Raw genomic sequence first — 20,393 nt, 5'->3', positions numbered from 1 at the left:
CGTGCAGAGACGGCCCTGCGCCTGGAGGCCAGGAAGCCTTCAGACGCGGGGCCCCATACCGGGGCGAGTGTTAGTGTTTGGCGGTAGTTGAGTCCGATGACCCCGGCGCCCACGATCACCATGGACCGGGGCACCTCCGCCATGCTGAGGACGCTGTCGGAGTCCATGACCGTACGGTCGTCGAACTCGACGCTCGCGGGGCGGGCCGGACGCGTACCGGTGGCGATCACGAGATGATCCGCCGTCAGCAGCCGCTCCTGGCCCGCCTCGTTCCGTACGGCGACCGTGTGCTCGTCGATGAAGCGTCCGGTGCCGGAGACCAGCGTGACCTGGTTCCTGGCGAGCTGGCTGCGGACGACGTCCACTTCGAGGCCGACGACATGCTGGGTGCGGGCGGTCAGATCGGCGACGGTGATCTCGTCCTTGAGCCGGTAGCTCTGCCCGTAGAGGTCGCGCTGGGTCAGCCCGCTGAGGTAGAGCACCGCCTCGCGCAGGGTCTTGGACGGCACCGTCCCGGTGTGCAGGGACACCCCGCCGATCATGTGGGGCCGGTCCACGACGGCGACCCGGCGGCCGAGCTTCGCGGCGGCGATGGCAGCCTTCTGGCCACCCGGACCTGATCCGATGACAAGCATGTCGAAGTCACGCACGGGAGGAGTCTGTCAGCCGGGGACGCATCCCGGAAGGGCGTACCCGCGCCGGCCGGCTGCCACGGTCCGCGTCGCAGCCGGCGGTCACGGTCCGCGTCGGGCCTCCCGGGGCGCCCGTCTCACGCCACGACGGTGAACAGCCCCCCGTCCGGGTCGCGGAGCGTGGCCTCGTCGCCCGAGGCGCAGACGGCCGGGGGAGCGACGACGCCGCCCCCGGCCGCCGCCGCGGCCGCCGCGGCGGCGGGCACGTCGGCCACCCGGAAGTAGACATGCCAGCGGGGCCGGATCTGCGGGTCGGGGGCGCTCTCGACGGCCCCGCCGCGCAGCGCGGCGACCGTGTGCGCACCGTCGCGCACCAGGACCTGGTCGTCCTCGTAGTGCACCTCGCAGCCCCGCCCCTCGTCGGAGCCCCAGGTGAGGACCTGGGCGTAGAAGATGGCCGCGGCGAAGGCGTCCCGGGTGTGCAGCTCCAGCCGCGCGGGCCCGCCGCCCCGCCCCACGGACCAGCCCAGGACGGTCCTGCCCTCCCAGAAGCCGAACACGGCGCCGTCCGGGTCGGCGGCGAGGGTGGCGCGGCCCGTGCTCATGGCGAGGGGCCCGACGGCGACGGTCGCGCCCCGTTCCCGGATGCGCGCGGCGGTCGCGTCCGCGTCGTCCACGGCGAAGTACGGGGTCCAGGCGACCGCGGCCTGCAGACTGGGGGCCAGCGCCCCGATCCCCCCGACGGCCCGGCCGCCCGACAGTGCCACGGAGAACGCGTCACCCAACTCGGTGGGGCGGAACGTCCAGCCCAGGACCGTGCCGTAGAACTCCTGGGCCGCCGGGAGGTCGCGGGCCATCAGACTCACCCAGCAGGGTGCCCCGGGTACGGCATGTGGTGACGCCGGCATGGCTCTGGTCCACTCCCTTCCGGCGGGTCCGCGGGAGCGGCGCTCGGCACTCCCGTAGCCATGCTTCACCCGGGCGGGGCGCCGCGCATGTCGGCGCCTCAGGGGCGGGCGCGGTGGACGCGCAGGAAGCCGACCCGGTACGACATGGCCGACGTGTCCGGGTCGGGCGCCGGGTGGTGGCGGCCGGCGCTGACCGACAGGTTCACGATCAGCGAGGCGGACCAGTCCCGGCCGACGCCCCTGCCGTCCGCGAAGGCCCGGATCCCGTTGACCCACCAGACCACGGTTCTCGCCCGGAACTCGACCTTCAGGTTCACCCACGCGCCCGGCCGGACCGAGGGGTGGGCATAGGCGGTCCCGCCGCCCCTGACGTGGTTCGACAGCTCCAGCAGACCCGGGTTGTCCGGGTGGTACTCGAAGACGTCGATCTCGTTCCCGCCGTCCCGCCAGGTCCAGATCGCGGGCCACGCGCCCCTTTCGGCGGGCAGCCTCACCAGGGTCTCCAGAACGTCCCCGGTGCGCAGCATGAAGCCGTCCGGGCTGCCCTCCGTGGTGAGCAGCCCCGCGTCCCAGTTGCCGTCGGGGCGGCGGGTCGCCCGGAAGACACCGGTGCGGCTGTACTCCGGATCGGTGACGAGATGGTCCAGCTTGTCGTCGTCCGGATTGGTCGGCCCGCCACCCGGATACGCCCAGGACCGGCCGGCGACCCACTGCCGCGGCGAGGAGAAGTCGGCGGTGAAGCAGGGCGGTCCGCCCGGCCCCGGCGGACCGCCGGGAGCCGGTACGGTCGGGCGCGGCCAGGGACCGAGCCGGCCGGACAGCCACTCCAGAAGTGCGGAACCGGGGTGCCCCATGACGTGCCTCTTCTCCGGGCCGGGATACGCGCCGGCGGGACCCGGCGCGACTGCCGGGCCCGCGACCGCGCTGCCCGCCGGGCCAGGCAATCAGGCGCGGGGCACGCGGGAAACCCGCCACGCGGGCCCGGGCGCCCTTCGGCCCGGAGACTTCCGCCATCGGGTGGGCGGCGGTCCCGTCATGCCGAGGTCTGGGTCTGGGGCGGTACGGAGCCCGGTACGGCGGCCTGGACCGCCGGAGGCGCCGTACGCTGCGCCGCCTGGTCCGCGGCGGAGCCGTTGATCTTCTCGATCGCCTGCCGGGCGTGCTCGCCGGTACGTGCCGTCAGCGACGACACCGTGGAGGCCGGGGCGGCGACCGGCCAGTCCTGTGCGGGCTTCGCGTGACCGGCGGCGGCCCGGGTGCGCAGCCGGTGGCTCGCGGCCTCGTCCAGGCTGACGGGACGTTTCATCTGGGCGGCCAGCCGGCTCGCCTCCTGCCCCAGCGAGGCGACGTCCTCCCATCCCAGCCGAACCACCAGACGGAGTTCGGCCTCCCCGTCGGGCAGCGCGCGGAGGGAGGTGTTGACGGGGTCATTCATGGACAGATCCTCTGGGTCTCGGAACGGAACCCTGGCAGAGAGGGCCGCACCGCGCGGGCACGGGTGCTGCAGAGTGATACGCGCCGCCGCCACGGGGCGTTCACCCCGGTGGCCGATTCCCGCCGTTCGCCCTCCGCGCCACCCCGGCCGGGGGCCGTCCCCGCAGCAGCAGCACGACGGAGGCCACCGCGGCCAGGGCGCACCAGGTGGAGACGTACTCCAGGCGCCACAGCGCCGCGCAGAGGCCCGCGCCGGCCGCCACCGCCACGCCCAGCAGCCGCACCCAGCGGTCCCCGCCGAGCAGCAGGGCGCCGACCGTGGCGACCAGATAACCCACGACGAGCGGCGCCGCATACGGCAGGTCGATCACGTATCCGACGGTGTGGCCCCGGATCTCGGCGGTCACCGTACGGCGCGTGAGGGCGTACGCGAGGAATCCGGCCGTGCCGAGCCCGGCAGCCACCGGGACCGCCAACCGGCGCCGCGCCCCGGGCGGGGCGGCGAGCAGCACGGCGACCGGCACCCAGACGGCCAGCAGGGGCAGGGCGACGACGGCCCAGGCCAGGGTGGCGGGACCGGAGCCGCCGCCGGCCCGCCATACGGCGGACTCGATGATCTGATGTGCCCCCAGGATCAGCGGCAGCGCGGCGAGCGGCAGTTCACGAGGCGAGCGCGCACGCGCCACACAGGTCACCCCGATCGCGGTGATCGCGGTGCCCGCCACGAGATCGGCCGTCGCGCTCCAGCACATGACGCCTTCCAAAGTAGTGCGGAAGGGACGGAGCGGCCGGGCGCGACGGCCGGGGAGCCGCCGGGTTCTCAGCCGTCGTAGTAGCTGACGTCCCCCACGGTCCAGGCGCTGACGTCCTTGACGGCGATGCGGTACATGCCGCCGGTCTCGGGGATGCCCAGCGTGCCCTGGAGGATCCGGGCGACATGGAAGTGCAGGTGGGTGGGGGGTTCGTCGCGCGGACGCGGGCGGGTGTTCCGGCCGGGCGCTTCGAAGACGGCGGCGAACGGGCCCAGGCGCTCGGAGTCCTTCAGGACCTCCGCGACGCGCTCCCGCCAGACGGTTTCGGGTGCCAGGCGGCCCGTGATGACGGCCCCCTGGACGACCACGGTGAGGGACATCTGATTGCTTTGCTCGGACTCCACGGTGGTGGCGATGTCAACAAGCAGATGATCAGGCTTCGACATGGGCGCCGACTCTACTACGCGAACGGCCGTCCACGGGGCGGTCCTTCGCCGCGCGGCCGTGCCGCCGTCACGGCACTCCCTCCGGCGCGAACGTGACCCGCGCCAGCCCGTGGTACGCGGCGACACACCGGGCGGGCCAGGGCCGGTGCCCGTGGTCGCCGAACGGTTCGCCCATCCCGCTGATCGGCAGGGGGTGGTACGGCAGCACCCGCGCGCCCCGCGCCGCCCGCTCGCGCAGCCACCGGTCCTGGTGGTCCCACCGCTCCGCCCGTACGCGCATCTCCTGGCCCAGATCGCCGACGGGGACGGCGAGTCCGGCGCAGCACGCGGCGCACACCGCCGCGCCGACCGCCGTCGCGGCGCCGGTACGCCACCCGGCGCGCCGGAGCGCGCGCCCCAGCAGGGCGCCGGCGCCCGTCAGCAGCACCACGTACAGCAGGAGGTAGTCGTTCCAGGTCCGCGTCGCGCGGGCCACACCGTCGCCGAAGAGCGGATAGGTGAGGACCGTGCAGAGATAGCCGGCGACGACGAGCGTCAGGGCCCCGCCGGCCAGCAGGAAGGCGGGGCGGCAGGGCCCCAGCACCGACGGGCGCGCGCCCCGGTCCCGGACGAGCAGCCCGAGGAGCAGACCGGCGGCGACGGCACCCACGTACTGCCAGGTCGTCAGGACCGTGCCCAGGATGTCCAGGAAGCCGCCCAGCGACTCGGCCAGCGAGTCGGGCGCGAACAGGTCACCGGTCCGGGCCCCGTAGCGCTCCCGGCGCTGCCGCGATCCCGGGGAGGTGACCAGGACGAGCAGGCCGGTCACCACGCCCGCGAGCCCGGTCAGGCACCAGGCCCGCGCGTACCGGCGTACGCGCGGGACGAAGAGCCCGCGGTGCGCCAGCAATCCGGCCGCCAGCGCCACCGCGGCGACGGCCGAGGTCTCCTCGGAGAGCGTGCCGAGGAAGCAGCCGACGGCGAACACGGCCGCCAGGGCGGCGCGCCGGCCCCGGCGCGAGCGCGCCCACGCGAGGGGGATCACCGCCGCGCAGGCCAGCACGGGCGCGACGGTGTGCGAGACCGACGAGGCGGGCCAGTAGAAGGTCTTGTAGATGTTGAGCGTCGGGAAGAGGAAGACCACGGCCGTCATGGCGGCCACGAGCAGCGGGACACCGCGCGGCGCCGTACGCCCGGTCAGACCCAGCAGCGTACGGACCGCTCCCCACAGGAGCGCCAGCATGACGACGGCGCTGACCGCGGCGAACCACTGGTGTCCCGCCACACCGGGCTTCGCGTACAGCCCGACCAGCAGTCCGTTGCCGAGCCGGCCGTTGTCCGTGCCGTAGAACTTCCCGATCAGCCCCGTGATGCCGTGGTCGCGCACCTCGGGCAGGAAGCACCAGTCGTCCGCGCTGGGGCGCACATGGCGGCCGAGCCAGGCCGCCATCGCCAGCAGACCGAGGGGCAGCGCCGCGAGGGCGGGCGGTCCGTACGCCGCCCACCCGCGCGCGGACCGCCTCTTCCCGGTCTCCGGGGCGGGGACGGGAACGGTCCCGGGAGCGGATCGCCCGGCCGGCTCGCCGGGGAGGGTGACGCTCGACGCGCCCGTGGCCATGCGCACCACCGCCTTTCGGAGCTGAGGGCTGGGGACTGAGAGCTGAGGGCTGAGGACTGGAAGGAAGGCGGGGACGGCTCCGGCCGGCTACAGGGCGGCCCTGTTCCTCGGACCGGTGTTCCTCGGTCCGGTACGGGACTGTTCCGTCTCGCGGACGATGTAGTGCGGGCGGTGCTTCGCCTCGTGATAGATGCGGCCCACGTATTCGCCGACGATGCCGAGCGTCGCGAGCTGGATCCCGCTGAGCGCCACGACGGCGGTGATCAAAGTGGTGTAGCCGGGCGCGTCCACACCGTTCAGCGCCACGTTCCCGATGATCCACAGGGCGTATCCCAGCGCGGAGAGGAAGAGCCACAGTCCGGTGTGGATCGCGAGGCGCAGCGGGCGGCTGTTGAAGGAGAGCAGCCCGTCGATCCCGTAGTTGAGCAGGTTCCGGCCGCCCCACTTCGAGGTTCCCGCGGCTCGCCGTACGTTCCGGTAGGTGAAGCTCGCCGTGTCGAAACCGATCCACGAGAAGATTCCCTTGGAGAACCGGTTGGACTCGGGCAGCGAGAGCACACTCTCCACCGCGCGGCGCGAGAGCAGCCGGAAGTCCCCGGCCCCGTCGACGACTTCGACCTCCATGCAGCGGCGCACCAGCCGGTAGTAGGCGAGGCTGAGCGCGGTGCGCACGGCGCCCTCGCCCGCGCGGTCGCGCTGCGCGACGACCTGGTCGTAGCCGTGCCGGTGCAGTTCCAGCATGCGGGGCACGAGGTCGGGCGGGTGCTGGAGGTCGGCGTCCATCAGGACCACCGCGTCGCCGCGGGACATCCGCAGCCCCGCGAGCATGGCGGCCTCCTTGCCGAAGTTGCGGCTGAAGGAGTTGTAGCGGACCCGCGGATCGGCACCGGCCAGTCCGCTCAGCAGAAGCCGGGTCCCGTCGGTGCTGCCGTCGTCCACGTAGCAGATCTCGAAGGTCTGCCCGGTCGGTTCGAGGGCGGCGAGCAGCGCGCTGTGAAAGGAACCGAGGACTTCGCTCTCGTTGAAACACGGTACGACGATGGAAACCTGAAGCATGGTCATCCCACTCCACATGGCTGATGCGACAGTCGCGCCCGGGAAGGGCGGGGCGGAGGAATCAGCGGGATATGCCGCCGTGGAAGGAGTGGGAGTTCACCGCGTACTACCCGGCTGTCCGCTCGCCGGGATTCCGTCGCCGCATCGCGTCCACGCTGCTTCCTCCGGTCCGTGCCGCATGTCCGTTGCCGGTGGCAACCATAGGATGAGGCGATCTTCATCTCAACGGGACATGCCGGACGGTGCGGCGCTTTCGTGCCGCACCGTCCGGGAGGCCGGTCCGCGTCCCGTCAGGCGAGGGGCTCCCGTGGCGCCGGGAGATGGATCGCGGTGGCCACCAGGCCGCGTCCCGCGGTCCAGCGGCCGGGAAAGGCGTCGACGCGCCGGCCGCCGACCAGCGGTCCCGGCACCAGCAGCTCCGCGCGGAAGGTCCGTTCGACCGGGTCGATGTCGATCCGCGCCTCGGAGAAGTCCAGTTCGGTCCCGGTCAGCGGGTACCAGACCTTGAAGACGCTCTCCTTGGCGCTGAAGAGCAGCCGGTCCCAGCTCGTCCCCGGGTGCCGCTCCGCCAGGGACATGACCTGCTCGGTCTCGCCGGGCAGCCCGACGACGTCCAGCACGCCCTCCGGCAGCGGCGCGTCCGGCTCCGCGTCGATCCCCACCGACGCCGTCCCGTCCGCCCGTGCCACGACGGCGGCGCGGTACCCGTCGCAGTGCGTCATGCTGCCGACGATCCCGTCGGGCCAGCCCGGCGCGCCCCGGGGGCTCGGCAGCAGGGGGACGGGTGGCTGCCCGAGCCGCAGGAGCGCGCGGCGGGCCAGCAGCCGTACGGTCGTGAACTCCCGTTGCCGCTTGGGCACGGCCTTGGCGATCCGCTCGCGCTCCTGCGCGTACAGCAGTTCGCCGGGCCCGGGGGCGGGGTCGTCGTAGGCCGCCTCGCAGGCGACCGCGGCGGGCAGGATCGCCTCGATCACCAGGCGCTCCGGTCGTCGGGTACGGGCAGGATCTCCCGCAGCGGTGTCCTCGGCGGCCGTTTGCCCCACTCGCGCGGATAGCCGATCGAGACCTCCTCGAAGCGCACCCCGTCGTGCCAGGTGACGCGGGGGATGTGCAGATGTCCGTAGACGACGGAGGCGGCGCGGAACCGGGTGTGCCAGTCCGCGGTCCGCTCCGTGCCGCACCACTGCGCGAACTCGGGGTGGTGCAGGATGAGGGTGGGGTGCCGTACCAGCGGGAAGTGGTTGACCAGGACCGTACGCAGTCCGGGATCGACGGCGGACAGCCGCCGCTCGGTCTCCTCGACCCGTGCCCGGCACCACGCGTCCCTGCCCGGATAGGGGTCGGGGTGGAGGAAGTACTCGTCGGTGCAGACGATGCCCGCGTCGTGGGCCACGCGCAGCGACTCCTCCGTCGTGGTGGCGCCGGGGGCCCGGAACGAGTAGTCGTAGAGCACGAACAGCGGTGCGACCGCGACCGGTTCGCCCGCACCGCGCCACACCGGATACGGGTCCTCGGGGGTGGCGACGCCCAACTCCCGGCACAGCTCCACCAGATGCAGATAGCGCTTCTCGCCGCGCAGATCGCACGGGTCCTTCGGGTGCGTCCACAACTCGTGGTTGCCGGGCGCCCACACCACCTTGGCGAACCGCTCGCTGAGCAGGCGCAGGGCCCAGGCGACATCGGCGTACTTCTCGGCGACGTCGCCCGCGACGATCAGCCAGTCCTCGTCGGAGTCCGGGCGCATCCCCTCGACCAGCGCGCGGTTGTCCTCGTACGCGATGTGCAGATCGCTGACCGCCAGGAGTTTTCCGTCGGGCACGGTACCGTCCTTCTGGATCGGGCTCGAACACCGGTCCGGGCACCGGTGTTCCCCCTGCGAGATTACGGCTCCGGGGCCGCGACAGGGAGTGGATCAGGGGCGTTCCGGGGGAAGTCCGCCCGCGTGTGCGCGATCTCAGGCCCTGACGATTGCGCGGACGTGCGGCGCACCGCCGCAGTAGAGTGGAGCCGGCCTCCGGTCCCGCCCGTCGGCGGCCCGGATTCCTCGGTCCGTACCCGGATTTCAGGAGGATGCGAAACGATGGCGACGTCCACCGAAGCGAGCCGCTGGGTCCGGTGCTTCCATCCGGCGCCGCGCAGCCGCGGCCAGCTCCTCTGTTTCCCCCACGCGGGCGGCTCGGCCTCCTTCTACTTCCCTCTCTCCGCACAACTCTCCTCCGTGGCGGAGGTGTTCGCGGTGCAGTACCCGGGACGCCAGGACCGGCGCGAGGAGGCCGGCCCCCGTGACATCGGGGTGATGGCCGACCGTATCTACGCCGCGGTCCGCGGGCGGCTCGGCGCCAGGCCGACGACGTTCTTCGGGCACAGCATGGGCGCCGTCCTCGCCTTCGAGGTGGCACGGCGCTTCGAGGCCGACGGCGGTGAGCTCTCCCGCGTCTTCGCCTCGGGGCGGCGCGCCCCGTCGCGCGTCCGGGACGAGAACGTGCACCTGCGCGGCGACGACGGGATCGTCGCCGAGCTGAAGTCGATGTCGGGGACGGACGCGGCGCTCCTCGGTGACGAGGACATCCTCCGGATGATCCTGCCGGCCCTGCGCAGTGACTACGAGGCCATCGAGACATACCGGTGCGAACCGGGTGCCACGCTCCGTGCTCCGATCTCCGCGTTCACCGGCGACAGCGATCCCAAGACCTCGGTGGAGGAAGCCGAGGAGTGGCGTCAGCACACCACGGGAGCCTTCGACCTGAAGGTGTTTCCCGGCGGGCACTTCTACCTCGGCCCGCAGGCGCCCGCGGTGACCGCGGCCCTGCGGGAGCATCTGGCGTCCGTCGCCTGAGCCGCGCCCGGTGCGGACCGGCGGTGGCCACGGCCACCGCCGGTCCGTCCAGGGGCGCGGGCGGCACGGACACCGGATGCGGCGACGACCGTCAGCTGCCGGACGCCTGGTACAGACCGCGCCCGGCGCGGTGCGCCCGCGAGGTGCCGACCAGCCGGTCGAGGGTGCTCCGTACCGCGTTGATGCTGCCGGGCGTACCGTCGCGCCCCAGCTGCGCCGCCACGTCACGGGCCCGGACCGGGTCGCCGCCCGCCGCGGCGAGGATGGCGAGGATCTGGTCCGTCAGCCCGGCGCCCTGCTGATCGCCGGCGACGGGAGCCGCCTTCTTCGCGGCGCTCTTCGCGGACTTGGCCGGCGGCGTCTTCTTCGCCGGGCGGCGCTTGGTCTCCTTCGGCGCCTTGGCCGGCGTCTCCGCCTTGGTCCCGGCCGGAGCCTCCGCGTCGGCCTCGGAACCGGCCGCCGCCTTCGTGGCCTTGGCGGTCGCGCGCGCCTTTCCGCGTGCGGGCGCCGGGGCCGTCGCGGCGGGCGCCTCCTCGGCCGGTGCCTCCTCCGCCACGGGCTCCGGTGTCACCGCCCGCTGCTCCGGCACCGCGGGCGCGGCCACCGGCGGCAGCGCTTCGGCGGCCTCCGGCGCGGGGGAGAGCGCCTGGAGCGCGCCCAGTGCGGTACGCACCGACTCCAGCCGCTCGGTGACCGTGGCCAGTTCCTTCTCCAGCGTCTGCTGGTGTGATTCCAACTGCGGGAGTTCCGAGCGGAGAAGCGCCGTGGTCGCCTCGATGCTGCCCGGTGTGGTGGGTGTGGTTGTCATGGTGTCGCCCTCTCGTTCTGGCCGCCGCCGTTGCCCCCGTCGGCCGCCTCTGGGGTGAAGCCTAGGCCCTGCGGTGTGTCGTGTTGTGGTGAGAACGTGTGAACTGCTGCCGCTCATCCTTACGGACGGCCCGAACTCGCCCTGTAAATACGTCAGTTAGCGGAATCAACACATTGGGGCGACGGGGGCGGGCCGCAGGTGAGCGCCCCGGTGGTGGGACCCGTGAGAGGTGTGTGGCGCGCTGTGGTGGCAGGTATCCCGTACGGAAGGACATCTGCCCGTAACGGAACGGCGACTCGAAAGGCCAGGTGTGCTGTTACGGTCGGAGAGGTGCGGTCACCGCTGCCCGCCGGTCCGTTCGCCCCCCGACCGGTTGTCCCAGGAGACTCGTGACCGCCTCCCTCCCACGCCGCGCGCGTTCCGCCCGCCGTTCCGCCGTGCCCGCCTGGCTCAGCCACCCGCTGGGCTGGCACTCGGGACCCATCCCCCGGGCCGCCGTGATCCGCGGCGCGCTCGGCGCCGGCCCGCTGCTCGCGCTCGGTGTGCTGACCGGCGGTCCCGGCCCCGCCGTGCTCGCCGGGCTCGGCGCGATGCTCGCCGGCGTCAACGACCGCCCCGGCACCCGCCGTACCGGTGTCGTGCACATCGGCCTGCCCGCCGTCGCCGGTGCCTTCGGGCTGCTGTGCGGCGGCCTGCTCGCGGACACCGGCGGCCGGTGGGCCGCCGTGCCTGCCCTCTTCGTGGTGGGCTGGCTCTCCGGGGCGCTGAGCGTCGCCGGTCCGGTGTGGTCGGCCGCGGCGACGCAACTGCTCGTCACCGCGTCCATCGGAGCCGGGATGCCCCTGGCGGGCCCCGCCTGGCTCAACGCGTCCTGCTACCTCGGTGGCGCCGCCTGGCTGCTGCTGCTCCGGTTCCTGCTGCGCGCTCCCGGCCTGCGCCGCGGGGCCCGGTGGGACGGGGAACGGGAGGCCGTCGCCGCCGTCTTCGACGCGCTCGCCGACGCGCTGCGCGCCGTGGGCGGGCCGGACGCCGGGGCCGCCCGGCGCCGGCTGACCGCCGCCCAGCAGCGCGCGGACGAGTCGGTGCGCCTGATGCGGCTGCTGTCCCGGCCGGCCGGGGCGCGCGGCGGTGGCCCGGCCGCCGTCCACCGGATCGTCACCCGCTTCGGCGCGGCGACGGCGCTGTGCGAGGCCGGGATAGCGCTGCTCTGGGAGGGCAGGCCGCTGCCCCGCCAGGTGGCGGAGGGGCCCCGCAGGCTGGCCGCGGCCGTCCGCGCGGACGCGGCGCCCGGCGCCCTGCCGAGCCCGGCCTCCGACACGGTCCAGCGCGGCGCGTTCGACCGCGCGCTGCTGGACGCCGCGGTCGCCTTCGACCGTACGGAACCGGAGGGGAGGCCCCTGCCGTACGGGATCGCCGTCACCCGGCCCCGCGCTCCGCGCGCCGTTCTCCGGCGGCCGGGCCGGGTGTTCGCCCCGGCGCGCCGGGAGAACGGGCTGCGGGTGGCGCTGTGCGTCGCCGTGAGCGCCGCCGTCGCCCTGAGCCTCCACCAGACGCACTGGTACTGGCTGCCCGCCACGGCCGCCTTCCTCGTCAAGCCCGACCTGGGCCCGCTCTTCTCCCGGGTGGTGAACCGCGTCGTGGGCACGGCGGCGGGGGTGCTGGTCTTCACCCTGGTCACGGCGGTGGCCACGGGCCTCGGCGGACCCTGGTGGGTGCTCGGCGTGGTGGTGGCGGGCGGGGCGCTGATCCCGGTGGCCACCCGGCACTTCGGCTTCCAGACCGCGGTCGTCACCCTGCTCGTCCTGGCGTTCCTGTACGCGGCCGGGGACACCGAGGCGACCGCCGCGCGGCTGCTGGACACCGGGCTCGCCTGCGCCATCGTGCTGCTCGTCGGGCACCTTCCGCACCTCACCGATCCCCGGGTACGGGTCGGTCACCGCTTCGCGGTCGCGCTGCGCTGCACGGAGCGGTACCTGCGCCACGTACTGGACACACCGTCCGACGGCGGCGCGCCGGGCACTCCGCGGGCCCCGCACGGAGCGGGGACACCGGTCCCGCCGCGCGGCGGCGACGCCGCCGGCATCGCGCTGCGGCACGCCGCCTACCGCGCGCTCGCGGAGGCACGGGCCGCGGCGGAGACGGCCGCCGCGGAGCTGCCGGGGCCGCACCGTACCCACCGCCACGACTGGGCGGCGGTGGTGGCGCGCGCGGAGCGGATCGTCGAGGCGGCGACCGCCTGTGCCGTACGGGTCGAACAGGGCGTCCCGCTGCCGTCGGCCGCCGAGGCGCGGGACGTCATCCGGGCGCTGGCCGCGACGGCCGACGCGCTGGAGGAGGGCCGCCCGCCGGCCGCCGCGGCCCTGCCGCCGGTCCCGAGCCGGTGCCGTTCCCTGCGGGACGTGGTGACCCATCTCCACGGGATCCGGGCCCTGACCACGGCGGCCTGACCCGCCCGGGCCCGACCTCGGCCCGCCCGGGCCCGACGGTGTGTCCGGCCCGGACGAGACGGGTTATTTTCTTCCGCGGCGGGTGAGCGGCCGTTCGAGGAGCCGGTACGAGGCGTACGCGGCCACGAAACTGGCGGCCACCGTGGCGGGCCCCTGCCAGGTGTCGAGCCCCAGGTCCGACATGAGCCAGGACAGCGGATAGTGCCACAGGTAGAGGCCGTAACTGAGGTTCCGCCCGGTCCACACCAGCGGGGCCAGGGAGAGCGACCGGGCCAGCCGGCTGTCGGGACACAGCTCCAGCGCCGCGACGAGTGTCGCCGACAGGACGGCCGTCACCAGGAACCCGACGGTGTACCACGGCACGGTCCAGGCGGACTCGCCCGTCATCGGCACCTGCCAGACGATCAGGGCGAGCAGCGCCAGCGCGGGCCAGGCGAGCCGTCCGGCCCACCGCCCCAGCGCCGCGAGCCGGGGATCGTCCGTGGGCAGCCGGGCCACCACCACGGCCAACAGCGCGCCGGCCAGGAGCTGGTCGGCGCGGGTGTCCATGCCGTTGTAGATACGGTGCGCGGCATCCGGGTCCCACAGCACAAGGCGCCACACCAGCGGCAGCAGACACACCACGGCGGTGCAGATCAGCACCGTACGCGCCCGGAACCGGCGCAGGAGCAGCAGCAGGAGCGGCGGCCAGACGAAGTAGAACTGCTCCTCGACGCCGAGCGACCAGGTGTGCGACAGAAGGGAGGTGTCGCTGGAGTAGACGCCGGGCTGGGAGGCCCTGACGATGTTGACGAGGAAGGTGGCGGCCAGGACGACGGCGGGCCACGCACCGTCGAACGAGGGCAGCCGGGTGGTGAACACCAGTACGGCGCAGAACGCGCAGACCGCGAGCAACGCCGGGACCAGCCGCAGCCAGCGCCGCCAGTAGAACGACCGCATCGCGACGTCGCCGGTCCTGGCGAACTCGGCGAGCAGCAGGCGGGTGATGACGAAGCCGCTGATGGTGAAGAAGACGTCCACCCCGAGTGCGCCGCCGGGCAGCAGGTCGGGTTCGAGGTGGTACACCATGACCAGCACCACGGCCAGCGCCCGCAGCCCGTCCACGCCGCGCACCCGGCCGCCCCGGCGCAGCGTTCCCGGGAAGCCGCGCGCTCCCCGGTCGGGCCGGCCGTCGACGCGTACCGGGATGAGACCCAGAGCGAGCCCCGGCGCACCGTCGTGACCGGTGTGCCGGGGCAGTTCCCGCGTGTGCCCTCCGGGCCCACCCGGTCTGTGCGGCTTCTGTTCCTCGGCGGCTCCGTCCCCTCGGCCTGTGCGCGTCGCTGTCTCGGTAGGTGTGCTGTCCATCCCGTGCCCGTGCCCGGAAAGTGAACGCCCACGCGGTTGTTCATGCGATTCTCAGAAAGCGCGGCCATTTGGAGGAAGACGGCAGGACGGGAGGAGAGGTTGCTACTGAGGGAGGAGAGGTTCCTGCTTCAGCGGTGCGGCGAACAGCGGGACGACCTTTTCCAGCGCGTACGCCACCGAGAGCACCGAGTCCGTCGCGAACGCGTTGCTGAGCGTGTCGTCGTCGAACACCACGGAACGGCCCGCCTTGACGGAGGGAACGGCCTGATAGAGCGGGTCATCGGTGATCTTTCTCGCATCCACGCCGATGGGCGCCATCACCGTCAGATCGGCGTCCAGCAGTTCGAGGTTCTCGCGGCTGACGGGTACCGAGAACGACGCGCCGGCCTTGGCCTCGACGGCCGGGCTGTTGCGGAAACCGAGGCGTTCGACGAAGTCGACGCGGCCGGTGCCGTGGACGTACGCGCCGAACGCGTCGGCCGTCCGGGAGCCGAGGGCGATCGTCCTGCCCTTGAACTCGGGGTGGGCGGCGGCGGAGTCCTGGAACTTCCGCTCCGTCTCCGCGATGAGCCGCTCGCCCTTCTCGGGGATGCCCAGCGCGGCGGAGATCATCTCGGTCTGCTTGCTCCAGGAGATCTTGTACTGGTCGCCGCCCTTCGGCACCCCGATGGTCGGGGCGATCTTGCTGAGGGTGTCGTAACGCTCCTGGTCCCCGCTGGACTTGGTGTCCAGGATGAGATCGGGCCGGAGCGCCGCGATCTTCTCGAACTGCGGTTCAAGCGTGCCGATGATCTGCGGGCTCTTCCGGTAGAGCCCCTTCGCCCAGGGGCCGACCCCGTCGCCGCCGAACGCCAGCCAGTCGCTGGCCCCGACGGGCTGGGCGCCGAGCGCCAGGGCGGCCTCGGCGTCGCCCCAGCCCAGCGCCACGACGCGCTGGGGGCGTTCGTCGACGGTGACCTCGCCGAACTTGGTCGCGACCTTGGCGGGGAAGGCACCGTCGTCCTTGGCGGCGGAGGAGCCGGCGGAGGCGTCGTCGGACGAGGACGAGGACGAGCCGCAGGCGGTCAGCAGCCCGACGAAGAGCGCGGTGAGAACGCCCCACAGGGCAGCGCGAAGATTCCTTTTACGTGACATGAAATTAGGTTAGCCTAACCTTAGATCACTCCGCAGTGGCCGGGGCCCGGTCCCCGGCGGGCACCGTCCGCCCGGCGATGTGGTGACGGCCCATCGGCACGATCATCGGCGTCAGCGAGGCGGGATCCTCGGTGACGGAACAGCGCATCCCGAACACCTCGGTGACGAGGGACGCCGACACGATCTCCTTGGGCGCCCCCTCCGCCACGATCCGCCCGTCCTTCATGGCGACGAGATGATCGGCGTACCGGCAGGCCAGATTGAGGTCGTGCAGCACCACCACGATCGTCGAGCCGTACGTCCGGTTCAGATCGGTGAGCAGATCCAGTACGTCGAGCTGGTGGCTGATGTCGAGGAAGGTCGTCGGCTCGTCCAGCAGCAGGATGTCCGTACGCTGCGACAGCGCCATGGCGATCCACACCCGCTGCCGCTGACCGCCGGAGAGCTCGTCCACCGGCCGCTCCGCCAGCTCCAGCACGTCCGTCGCCAGCAGCGCCCGCGCCACCGCCGCGTCGTCCTCCGCGGTCCAGCGCCGGAACCACCCCTGGTGCGGATAGCGTCCCCGGCCCACCAGATCGCTCACTGTGATGCCGTCGGGCGCCACCGGGCTCTGCGGCAGGATCCCCAGCACCGCGGCGACCTCCTTGGTGGGCATCGCCCGGATGTCCCGCCCGTCGAGCAGCACACTCCCCTCGGTGGGCGTCAGCAGCCGGGCCATCGAGCGCAGCAGCGTCGACTTCCCGCAGGCGTTCGGCCCGACGATCATCGTGATCCGGCCCGGCGGTATGCCGACGCTCAGCCCGGCGACGACCTCACGCCCGTCGTAGCCGAGGCGGACGTCCCGCGCCTGGAGTGTGTGCTCCGCACTCATGTGCAGATCCTTCCCTCATGTCACTCGGGGCTTGTTGTTCGGAGCAGGCCCGGCTCTTTCGCGGGGTTTCCTGTCACACGCCCTAGCCGCCCCTGCCCGCGCGGTTGGCACGGGCCAGGAGCCACAGCAGATAGGGCGCGCCGATCACCCCCGTCACCACACCCACCGGGAACTGGACGGAGTCCAGCAGGTGTTGTGCGGCGAAGTCCGCGACCAGGACGATCAGCGCCCCGGTCAGGGCGGCGGGCAGCAGCGCCGCGCCCTGGCGTGGCACCAGCCGGCGGGCGATCGGCGCGGAGACGAAGGCCACGAACGCCACCGGGCCCGCCGCGGCCGTCGCCACCCCGGCCAGCGCCACCGCGCAGGCGAGCAGCGCCAGCCGGGCGCGCTCCACCCGGGTGCCGAGCCCCACCGCCATGTCGTCGCCCAGTTGGAGGGTCCCGAGGGACCGCGCCGCCAGAAACGTCGGCGGCACGAGGAGGGCCAGGGCCACGACGAGCGGCCGGAGCTGCTCCCAGGAGCGGCCGTTGAGGCTGCCGGTCAGCCAGGCGAGGGCGTTCTGCGCGTCCGCCACGTCCGAACTGGTCAGGAGGTGCGAGATCATGCTGGACAGCGCGGCACCGATCCCGATGCCGACCAGCACGAGCCGGTATCCGGCGACGCCGTCGCGCCACGCGAGCGCGTAGATCGCCGTCGCGGCCGCCACCGCGCCCAGCAGCGCGCAGGCGGAGAGCACGAAACCACTGGCTCCGAAGCCCACCGCGGCCAGCACCCCGGCCGCGCCCGCCCCCGAACTGATCCCGATCACATCGGGACTGGCCAGCGGATTGCGCAGCAGCGTCTGGAACACCGCGCCGGAGAGCCCGAACGCCGCGCCGACCAGCAGGCCGATCAGCGCGCGCGGCAGCCGCAGGTCGAGGATGACGAACCGGGAGCCGCCGTCGCCGCCGCCCGCGAGTGTCGCGACCACATCGCCCAGCGGTACGTACAGGTCGCCGAAGGTCAGCGACACGCAGAACGCGGCCAGTACGGCGCCGGTCAGGGCCCCGCAGACCGCGACGGTACGAGTCCGTCCGGCGCGCCGGGCCCGTACGACGTCCGCCACGGCGGCGGCCAGCCGCGGGTCCGGGTGCCCGGCGGTTCCAGCCGTCAGGCCGTTCACAGCTCCACCGGACGACGACGGCGCACCAGGATCACGAAGGGCACGGCCCCGACGACCGCGGTCACGATCCCCACCTGCACCTCACCGGGCCGGGCGATCAGCCGCCCCGCGATGTCGGAGACCAGGATCAGCACCGGCGCCAGCAGCGCGCTGTACGGCAGGATCCAGCGGTAGTCGGGGCCGGTGAACATCCGGGCCGCGTGCGGTACGACCAGGCCGACGAAGCCGATGGGCCCGGCGACCGCGGTGGCCGCCCCGCACAGCAGCATCACCGTCGCCGCCGACACCAGCCGCGCCGCGCCCACCCGCTGGCCCAGCGCCCGCGCGAGATCGTCCCCCAGCGACAGGGCGTTGAGCTGCGGCCCCAGCGCCAGCGCCAGCACCACGCCCACCGCGATGAAGGGCAGGGCCTGCCACAGCAGGGTGGCGTCCCGCCCGGCGAGCGAACCGACCTTCCAGAACCGGAACCGGTCGAAGACCTGCCGGTCCGTCAGCATGATGGCGGTGGTCACCGACCCGAGGACGGCCGTGGTGGCGGCCCCGGCCAGCGCCAGCTTCACCGGTGTGGCACCGTCCCGGCCCAGCGAGCCGACGCCGTAGACCAGTACGGTCGCGGCGAACGCGCCCAGGAGCGCGAACCAGATGTAGTCGGAGGGGGAGCCGAGGCCCAGCAGGCCGATCGCGGTCACCACGGCCACCGAGGCACCGGCGTTGACACCGAGGATGCCCGGATCGGCCAGCGGGTTGCGGGCCACGCCCTGCATGACCGCTCCGGCGAGCCCCAGCGCGGCGCCCGTCATCAGCCCGGCGGCCGTACGCGGAACGCGCTCCTCCAGGACGATGAGCTGCCCCTTGTCGGAGAGATCCCGGTCGAACAGGGCCCGCAGCACATCGCCGGTCGCCGCCTCGCCGGAGCCGAACGCGAGGCTCGCCCAGACCGCCGCCACCAGGAGGCCGAGGGCCACCAGCAGCCCCGCCCCGAGCAGCGGACGGCCCCGGCGCGTACCGGGGCCCGCCGCTCCTGCGGGCACCGGTACGCGCCGGGACCGGTTCGCGGACCCGGCGGGCCCCTCGGGGGAGCGGGGCCCGGTCTCCGTGCCGGAGCGCGCGCTCACGCCTCGTGGGCCTTCGCGCGCAGCGTCCCACCGTGCATCTGTCCCGCCCCCACTGTGCCGTTCCCGGCGCGGCCGGCCGCGCCGCGGATGCCACTGAACCCGTAAAGTAAGGTGAGCCTAACATTACCGATCAGTTGTTCTGTCCCGTCCAGCCCGGCCCGTACACGGAAGAGATCTCCCTTGTCCCACGCCGCGACGACGGAGCACGGAGCGCACCCCGCCCACGAGTTCACCTGAAGCTCAGCAGTGGCCGGGCCGGGCGTGGACCGTGATCCGGGCCCGGGTCACGGTCCGGCCGCCGCACTCCTCGAAGTACGCGCGCAGCACCGCGCGTTTCACCGCCTCCCCGCCGGCCGGCTCCAGCGGCTGCCCCGGCAGGTCGTGGACGGCCACGATCCGCCGTGCGCCCAGCATCCGCTCGCGCACCCGCGCCGCCGGCAGCTCCGTGCCGTGCAGGGTGTCCGAGGCGACGGGCGAGCGGTCGAGGGCGAGATCCGTCAGCCCCCGGAAGTCACCGGGCCGCGCGAGCGTCCACACCCGGCGCCGCGCCGGCAGGAAGAGCAGGCCGTCGCCCGGCCGCGCCGACTCCCGTACGGCGCGGGCCACCGCGGTGGCGTCGTTCTGACGGCTCTGCGGGGTCCGCAGATACGTGCCCACCGGCCACAGCGCGGCGAGCGCCGCCGCCACCGCGACCACGGCCACCGCCCGGCGGCGGGCCGTGCCCGCGCCGACGCCCCGCCCCCGGGACCGGTCGAGCGCCGCGCCCAGGAGCAGCGCGAGACCGAGGGTGTACGAGAGGACGTAACGCTCGACGTAGAACGGCCGCAGCGGGGTGAGCGCCATCAGCAGCGCGGTCGGCAGGATCAGCAGGGGCAGCGCGAGCGCCGCCGGCCGGGGGAGCGGCAGCGGCGGTGGCAGGACCGGCGGGGCGGCGCCCGACGCGACCGGTGCGACGGCGCCGCACGGGCCGGCGGGCGCCCCGGGGCCACACCGCGCCGTACGGGCGCACGCCACGCCCACCGCCGTCACCGCCGCGAAGCCCAGGACATGCCGCGCGCCGGGGGCGCCGATCCAGTCGACCTGCGCCGACTGCGTCGTACTGAAGACCGCGAGCGGCAGCAGCCCGGCGCCCACCGCGCACGCCGCGGTGCCCCACGCCCTGACGACCCGCCGGTCCACCGTCGAACACACCACCGTCACGCCGTGGGCCAGCAGGGTCAGCACCGCGAACTCGTGCAGCAGACAGGCGGTCAGCGCCACCCCGGCGTACGCCGCCCACCGCCGGCGCGCCGGGCGGGCGAGCGCGTGGACCAGCAGCCGGCTCGCCCAGGTGACCAGCGCGCACACCAGCGCGTAGGAACGGCCCTCCTGCGCATACCTCTGCACGGCAGGGAGCAGCGGGAGGACCAGCCCGGCGAGCAGCCCGGCGCGCGGCCCGGCGAGGGTGCGGCCGAGCAGCGCGACCCCGGCGGACGCCGCCGCCACCGCGAGGACCGAGGGCAGCCGCAGCGCGACGAGCCCGCCGTCCCACAGGGCGAAGACCCCGTGCATGAGGAGGTAGTAGAGGCCGTGGACCGCGTCGGCGTGACCCGCCGTGGCCCAGATCTGCCCCGGGGTACGGTGCGCCACCTCGTACGTGACGGCCTCGTCGCCCCACAGCGTCCCGCGGCGGCCGATCCCCCACATCCCCAGAGCCAGCGCCAGGACGGACGGGGCGAGCACGGCGAGCGCCCGCGAGTCCAGCACCCGCGCGCGGAGCGGCGGGGCGGGCGCCACGGGCCGCGGGGGCGGCGGGACGAGAAGGATGGCGGGCTCCGTTCCCACCCGCGCGGCGCCGGTCGGCGCGGC

Annotated in this window: 19 protein-coding genes; 2 read left to right on the top strand and 17 right to left on the bottom strand. The window is 73.9% G+C overall.

Features of this window, described 5'->3' with window-relative positions; all coding sequences use genetic code 11:
- The 10 genes from AB0P17_RS25740 to AB0P17_RS25695 all read right to left on the bottom strand — a co-directional run.
- Positions 1-650: FAD-dependent oxidoreductase (locus AB0P17_RS25740; RefSeq protein WP_365814283.1), on the bottom strand; the 650-nt coding region annotated here is incomplete at its 3' end.
- A gap of 119 nt (positions 651-769) precedes the next feature.
- Positions 770-1,489 carry a VOC family protein gene (locus AB0P17_RS25735; protein ID WP_365814282.1) on the bottom strand — a complete coding sequence of 240 codons (720 nt, stop codon included), beginning with the start codon at positions 1,487-1,489 and terminating at the stop codon, positions 770-772.
- Between the two features lie 149 nt (positions 1,490-1,638).
- Positions 1,639-2,394 (bottom strand): beta-glucanase, encoded by a 756-nt coding sequence (locus AB0P17_RS25730; RefSeq protein WP_365814281.1) that lies wholly within the window; start codon positions 2,392-2,394, stop codon positions 1,639-1,641.
- Between the two features lie 179 nt (positions 2,395-2,573).
- Positions 2,574-2,975, bottom strand: a complete 402-nt coding sequence (locus AB0P17_RS25725) for a hypothetical protein (RefSeq protein ID WP_365814280.1) — start codon at positions 2,973-2,975, stop codon at positions 2,574-2,576.
- Between the two features lie 100 nt (positions 2,976-3,075).
- Positions 3,076-3,726, bottom strand: a complete 651-nt coding sequence (locus AB0P17_RS25720; protein ID WP_365814279.1) for a DUF6629 family protein — start codon at positions 3,724-3,726, stop codon at positions 3,076-3,078.
- Positions 3,727-3,794: 68 nt separating this feature from the next.
- Complete coding sequence (locus AB0P17_RS25715; protein ID WP_365814278.1) at positions 3,795-4,172, bottom strand: hypothetical protein; 378 nt, start codon at positions 4,170-4,172, stop codon at positions 3,795-3,797.
- 67 nt (positions 4,173-4,239) lie between these two features.
- On the bottom strand, positions 4,240-5,769 hold the full coding sequence (locus AB0P17_RS25710) for a DUF6056 family protein (protein ID WP_365814277.1): 1,530 nt from the start codon (positions 5,767-5,769) through the stop codon (positions 4,240-4,242).
- An 87-nt stretch (positions 5,770-5,856) separates the two neighbouring features.
- The gene (locus AB0P17_RS25705; protein WP_365814276.1) at positions 5,857-6,825 is read right to left on the bottom strand and encodes a glycosyltransferase family 2 protein; all 969 of its coding nucleotides are present in this window, start codon (positions 6,823-6,825) and stop codon (positions 5,857-5,859) included.
- Positions 6,826-7,115: 290 nt separating this feature from the next.
- Positions 7,116-7,799 carry a 4'-phosphopantetheinyl transferase superfamily protein gene (locus tag AB0P17_RS25700; RefSeq protein ID WP_365814275.1) on the bottom strand — a complete coding sequence of 228 codons (684 nt, stop codon included), beginning with the start codon at positions 7,797-7,799 and terminating at the stop codon, positions 7,116-7,118.
- On the bottom strand, positions 7,796-8,644 hold the full coding sequence (locus AB0P17_RS25695; protein WP_365814274.1) for a metallophosphoesterase: 849 nt from the start codon (positions 8,642-8,644) through the stop codon (positions 7,796-7,798). Before AB0P17_RS25695 ends, AB0P17_RS25700 begins: the two co-directional genes overlap by 4 nt.
- A gap of 261 nt (positions 8,645-8,905) precedes the next feature.
- On the opposite strand from AB0P17_RS25695, the gene AB0P17_RS25690 reads away from it, so the two are divergent.
- A complete protein-coding gene (locus AB0P17_RS25690) occupies positions 8,906-9,661 on the top strand; it encodes an alpha/beta fold hydrolase (protein WP_365814273.1) in 756 nt (251 codons plus the stop codon).
- Positions 9,662-9,752: 91 nt separating this feature from the next.
- Here AB0P17_RS25690 and AB0P17_RS25685 read toward each other — a convergent pair whose 3' ends face one another.
- Complete coding sequence (locus AB0P17_RS25685; protein WP_365814272.1) at positions 9,753-10,469, bottom strand: hypothetical protein; 717 nt, start codon at positions 10,467-10,469, stop codon at positions 9,753-9,755.
- Between the two features lie 389 nt (positions 10,470-10,858).
- On the opposite strand from AB0P17_RS25685, the gene AB0P17_RS25680 reads away from it, so the two are divergent.
- Positions 10,859-12,916 (top strand): FUSC family protein, encoded by a 2,058-nt coding sequence (locus tag AB0P17_RS25680; RefSeq protein ID WP_365814271.1) that lies wholly within the window; start codon positions 10,859-10,861, stop codon positions 12,914-12,916.
- A gap of 63 nt (positions 12,917-12,979) precedes the next feature.
- Here the strand turns inward: AB0P17_RS25680 and AB0P17_RS25675 are convergent, their stop codons facing one another.
- From AB0P17_RS25675 to AB0P17_RS25650, 6 genes are all read right to left on the bottom strand, one after another.
- Complete coding sequence (locus tag AB0P17_RS25675; RefSeq protein ID WP_365814270.1) at positions 12,980-14,263, bottom strand: acyltransferase; 1,284 nt, start codon at positions 14,261-14,263, stop codon at positions 12,980-12,982.
- Between the two features lie 102 nt (positions 14,264-14,365).
- On the bottom strand, positions 14,366-15,397 hold the full coding sequence (locus tag AB0P17_RS25670; RefSeq protein WP_365814269.1) for an iron-siderophore ABC transporter substrate-binding protein: 1,032 nt from the start codon (positions 15,395-15,397) through the stop codon (positions 14,366-14,368).
- A gap of 25 nt (positions 15,398-15,422) precedes the next feature.
- Entirely contained in the window at positions 15,423-16,268 is an 846-nt protein-coding gene (locus AB0P17_RS25665; protein ID WP_365814268.1) for an ABC transporter ATP-binding protein, read from the bottom strand.
- 82 nt (positions 16,269-16,350) lie between these two features.
- Complete coding sequence (locus AB0P17_RS25660) at positions 16,351-17,430, bottom strand: iron chelate uptake ABC transporter family permease subunit (protein WP_365814267.1); 1,080 nt, start codon at positions 17,428-17,430, stop codon at positions 16,351-16,353.
- Complete coding sequence (locus tag AB0P17_RS25655; RefSeq protein WP_365814285.1) at positions 17,427-18,461, bottom strand: iron chelate uptake ABC transporter family permease subunit; 1,035 nt, start codon at positions 18,459-18,461, stop codon at positions 17,427-17,429. Before AB0P17_RS25655 ends, AB0P17_RS25660 begins: the two co-directional genes overlap by 4 nt.
- A 324-nt stretch (positions 18,462-18,785) precedes the next feature.
- Positions 18,786-20,369 (bottom strand): glycosyltransferase family 39 protein, encoded by a 1,584-nt coding sequence (locus AB0P17_RS25650; RefSeq protein ID WP_365814266.1) that lies wholly within the window; start codon positions 20,367-20,369, stop codon positions 18,786-18,788.
- Positions 20,370-20,393: the final 24 nt, after the last annotated feature.

This window comes from Streptomyces sp. NPDC088124 (genome assembly GCF_040685895.1).
In the GTDB taxonomy this organism is placed as follows: domain Bacteria; phylum Actinomycetota; class Actinomycetes; order Streptomycetales; family Streptomycetaceae; genus Streptomyces.
The sequence above is the reverse complement of the archived record's forward strand: the minus strand, read 5'-3'. Positions and strand labels throughout refer to the sequence as shown.

Bases quoted from the DNA above. Each gene is read 5' to 3' on its own strand.
- AB0P17_RS25735 (WP_365814282.1), bottom strand. From the start codon at position 1,489: ATGGCCCGCGACCTCCCGGCGGCCCAGGAGTTCTACGGCACGGTCCTG.
- AB0P17_RS25730 (WP_365814281.1), bottom strand. From the start codon at position 2,394: ATGGGGCACCCCGGTTCCGCACTTCTGGAGTGGCTGTCCGGCCGGCTC.
- AB0P17_RS25725 (WP_365814280.1), bottom strand. From the start codon at position 2,975: ATGAATGACCCCGTCAACACCTCCCTCCGCGCGCTGCCCGACGGGGAG.
- AB0P17_RS25720 (WP_365814279.1), bottom strand. From the start codon at position 3,726: ATGTGCTGGAGCGCGACGGCCGATCTCGTGGCGGGCACCGCGATCACC.
- AB0P17_RS25715 (WP_365814278.1), bottom strand. From the start codon at position 4,172: ATGTCGAAGCCTGATCATCTGCTTGTTGACATCGCCACCACCGTGGAG.
- AB0P17_RS25710 (WP_365814277.1), bottom strand. From the start codon at position 5,769: ATGGCCACGGGCGCGTCGAGCGTCACCCTCCCCGGCGAGCCGGCCGGG.
- AB0P17_RS25705 (WP_365814276.1), bottom strand. From the start codon at position 6,825: ATGCTTCAGGTTTCCATCGTCGTACCGTGTTTCAACGAGAGCGAAGTC.
- AB0P17_RS25690 (WP_365814273.1), top strand. From the start codon at position 8,906: ATGGCGACGTCCACCGAAGCGAGCCGCTGGGTCCGGTGCTTCCATCCG.
- AB0P17_RS25685 (WP_365814272.1), bottom strand. From the start codon at position 10,469: ATGACAACCACACCCACCACACCGGGCAGCATCGAGGCGACCACGGCG.
- AB0P17_RS25675 (WP_365814270.1), bottom strand. From the start codon at position 14,263: ATGGACAGCACACCTACCGAGACAGCGACGCGCACAGGCCGAGGGGAC.
- AB0P17_RS25670 (WP_365814269.1), bottom strand. From the start codon at position 15,397: ATGTCACGTAAAAGGAATCTTCGCGCTGCCCTGTGGGGCGTTCTCACC.
- AB0P17_RS25665 (WP_365814268.1), bottom strand. From the start codon at position 16,268: ATGAGTGCGGAGCACACACTCCAGGCGCGGGACGTCCGCCTCGGCTAC.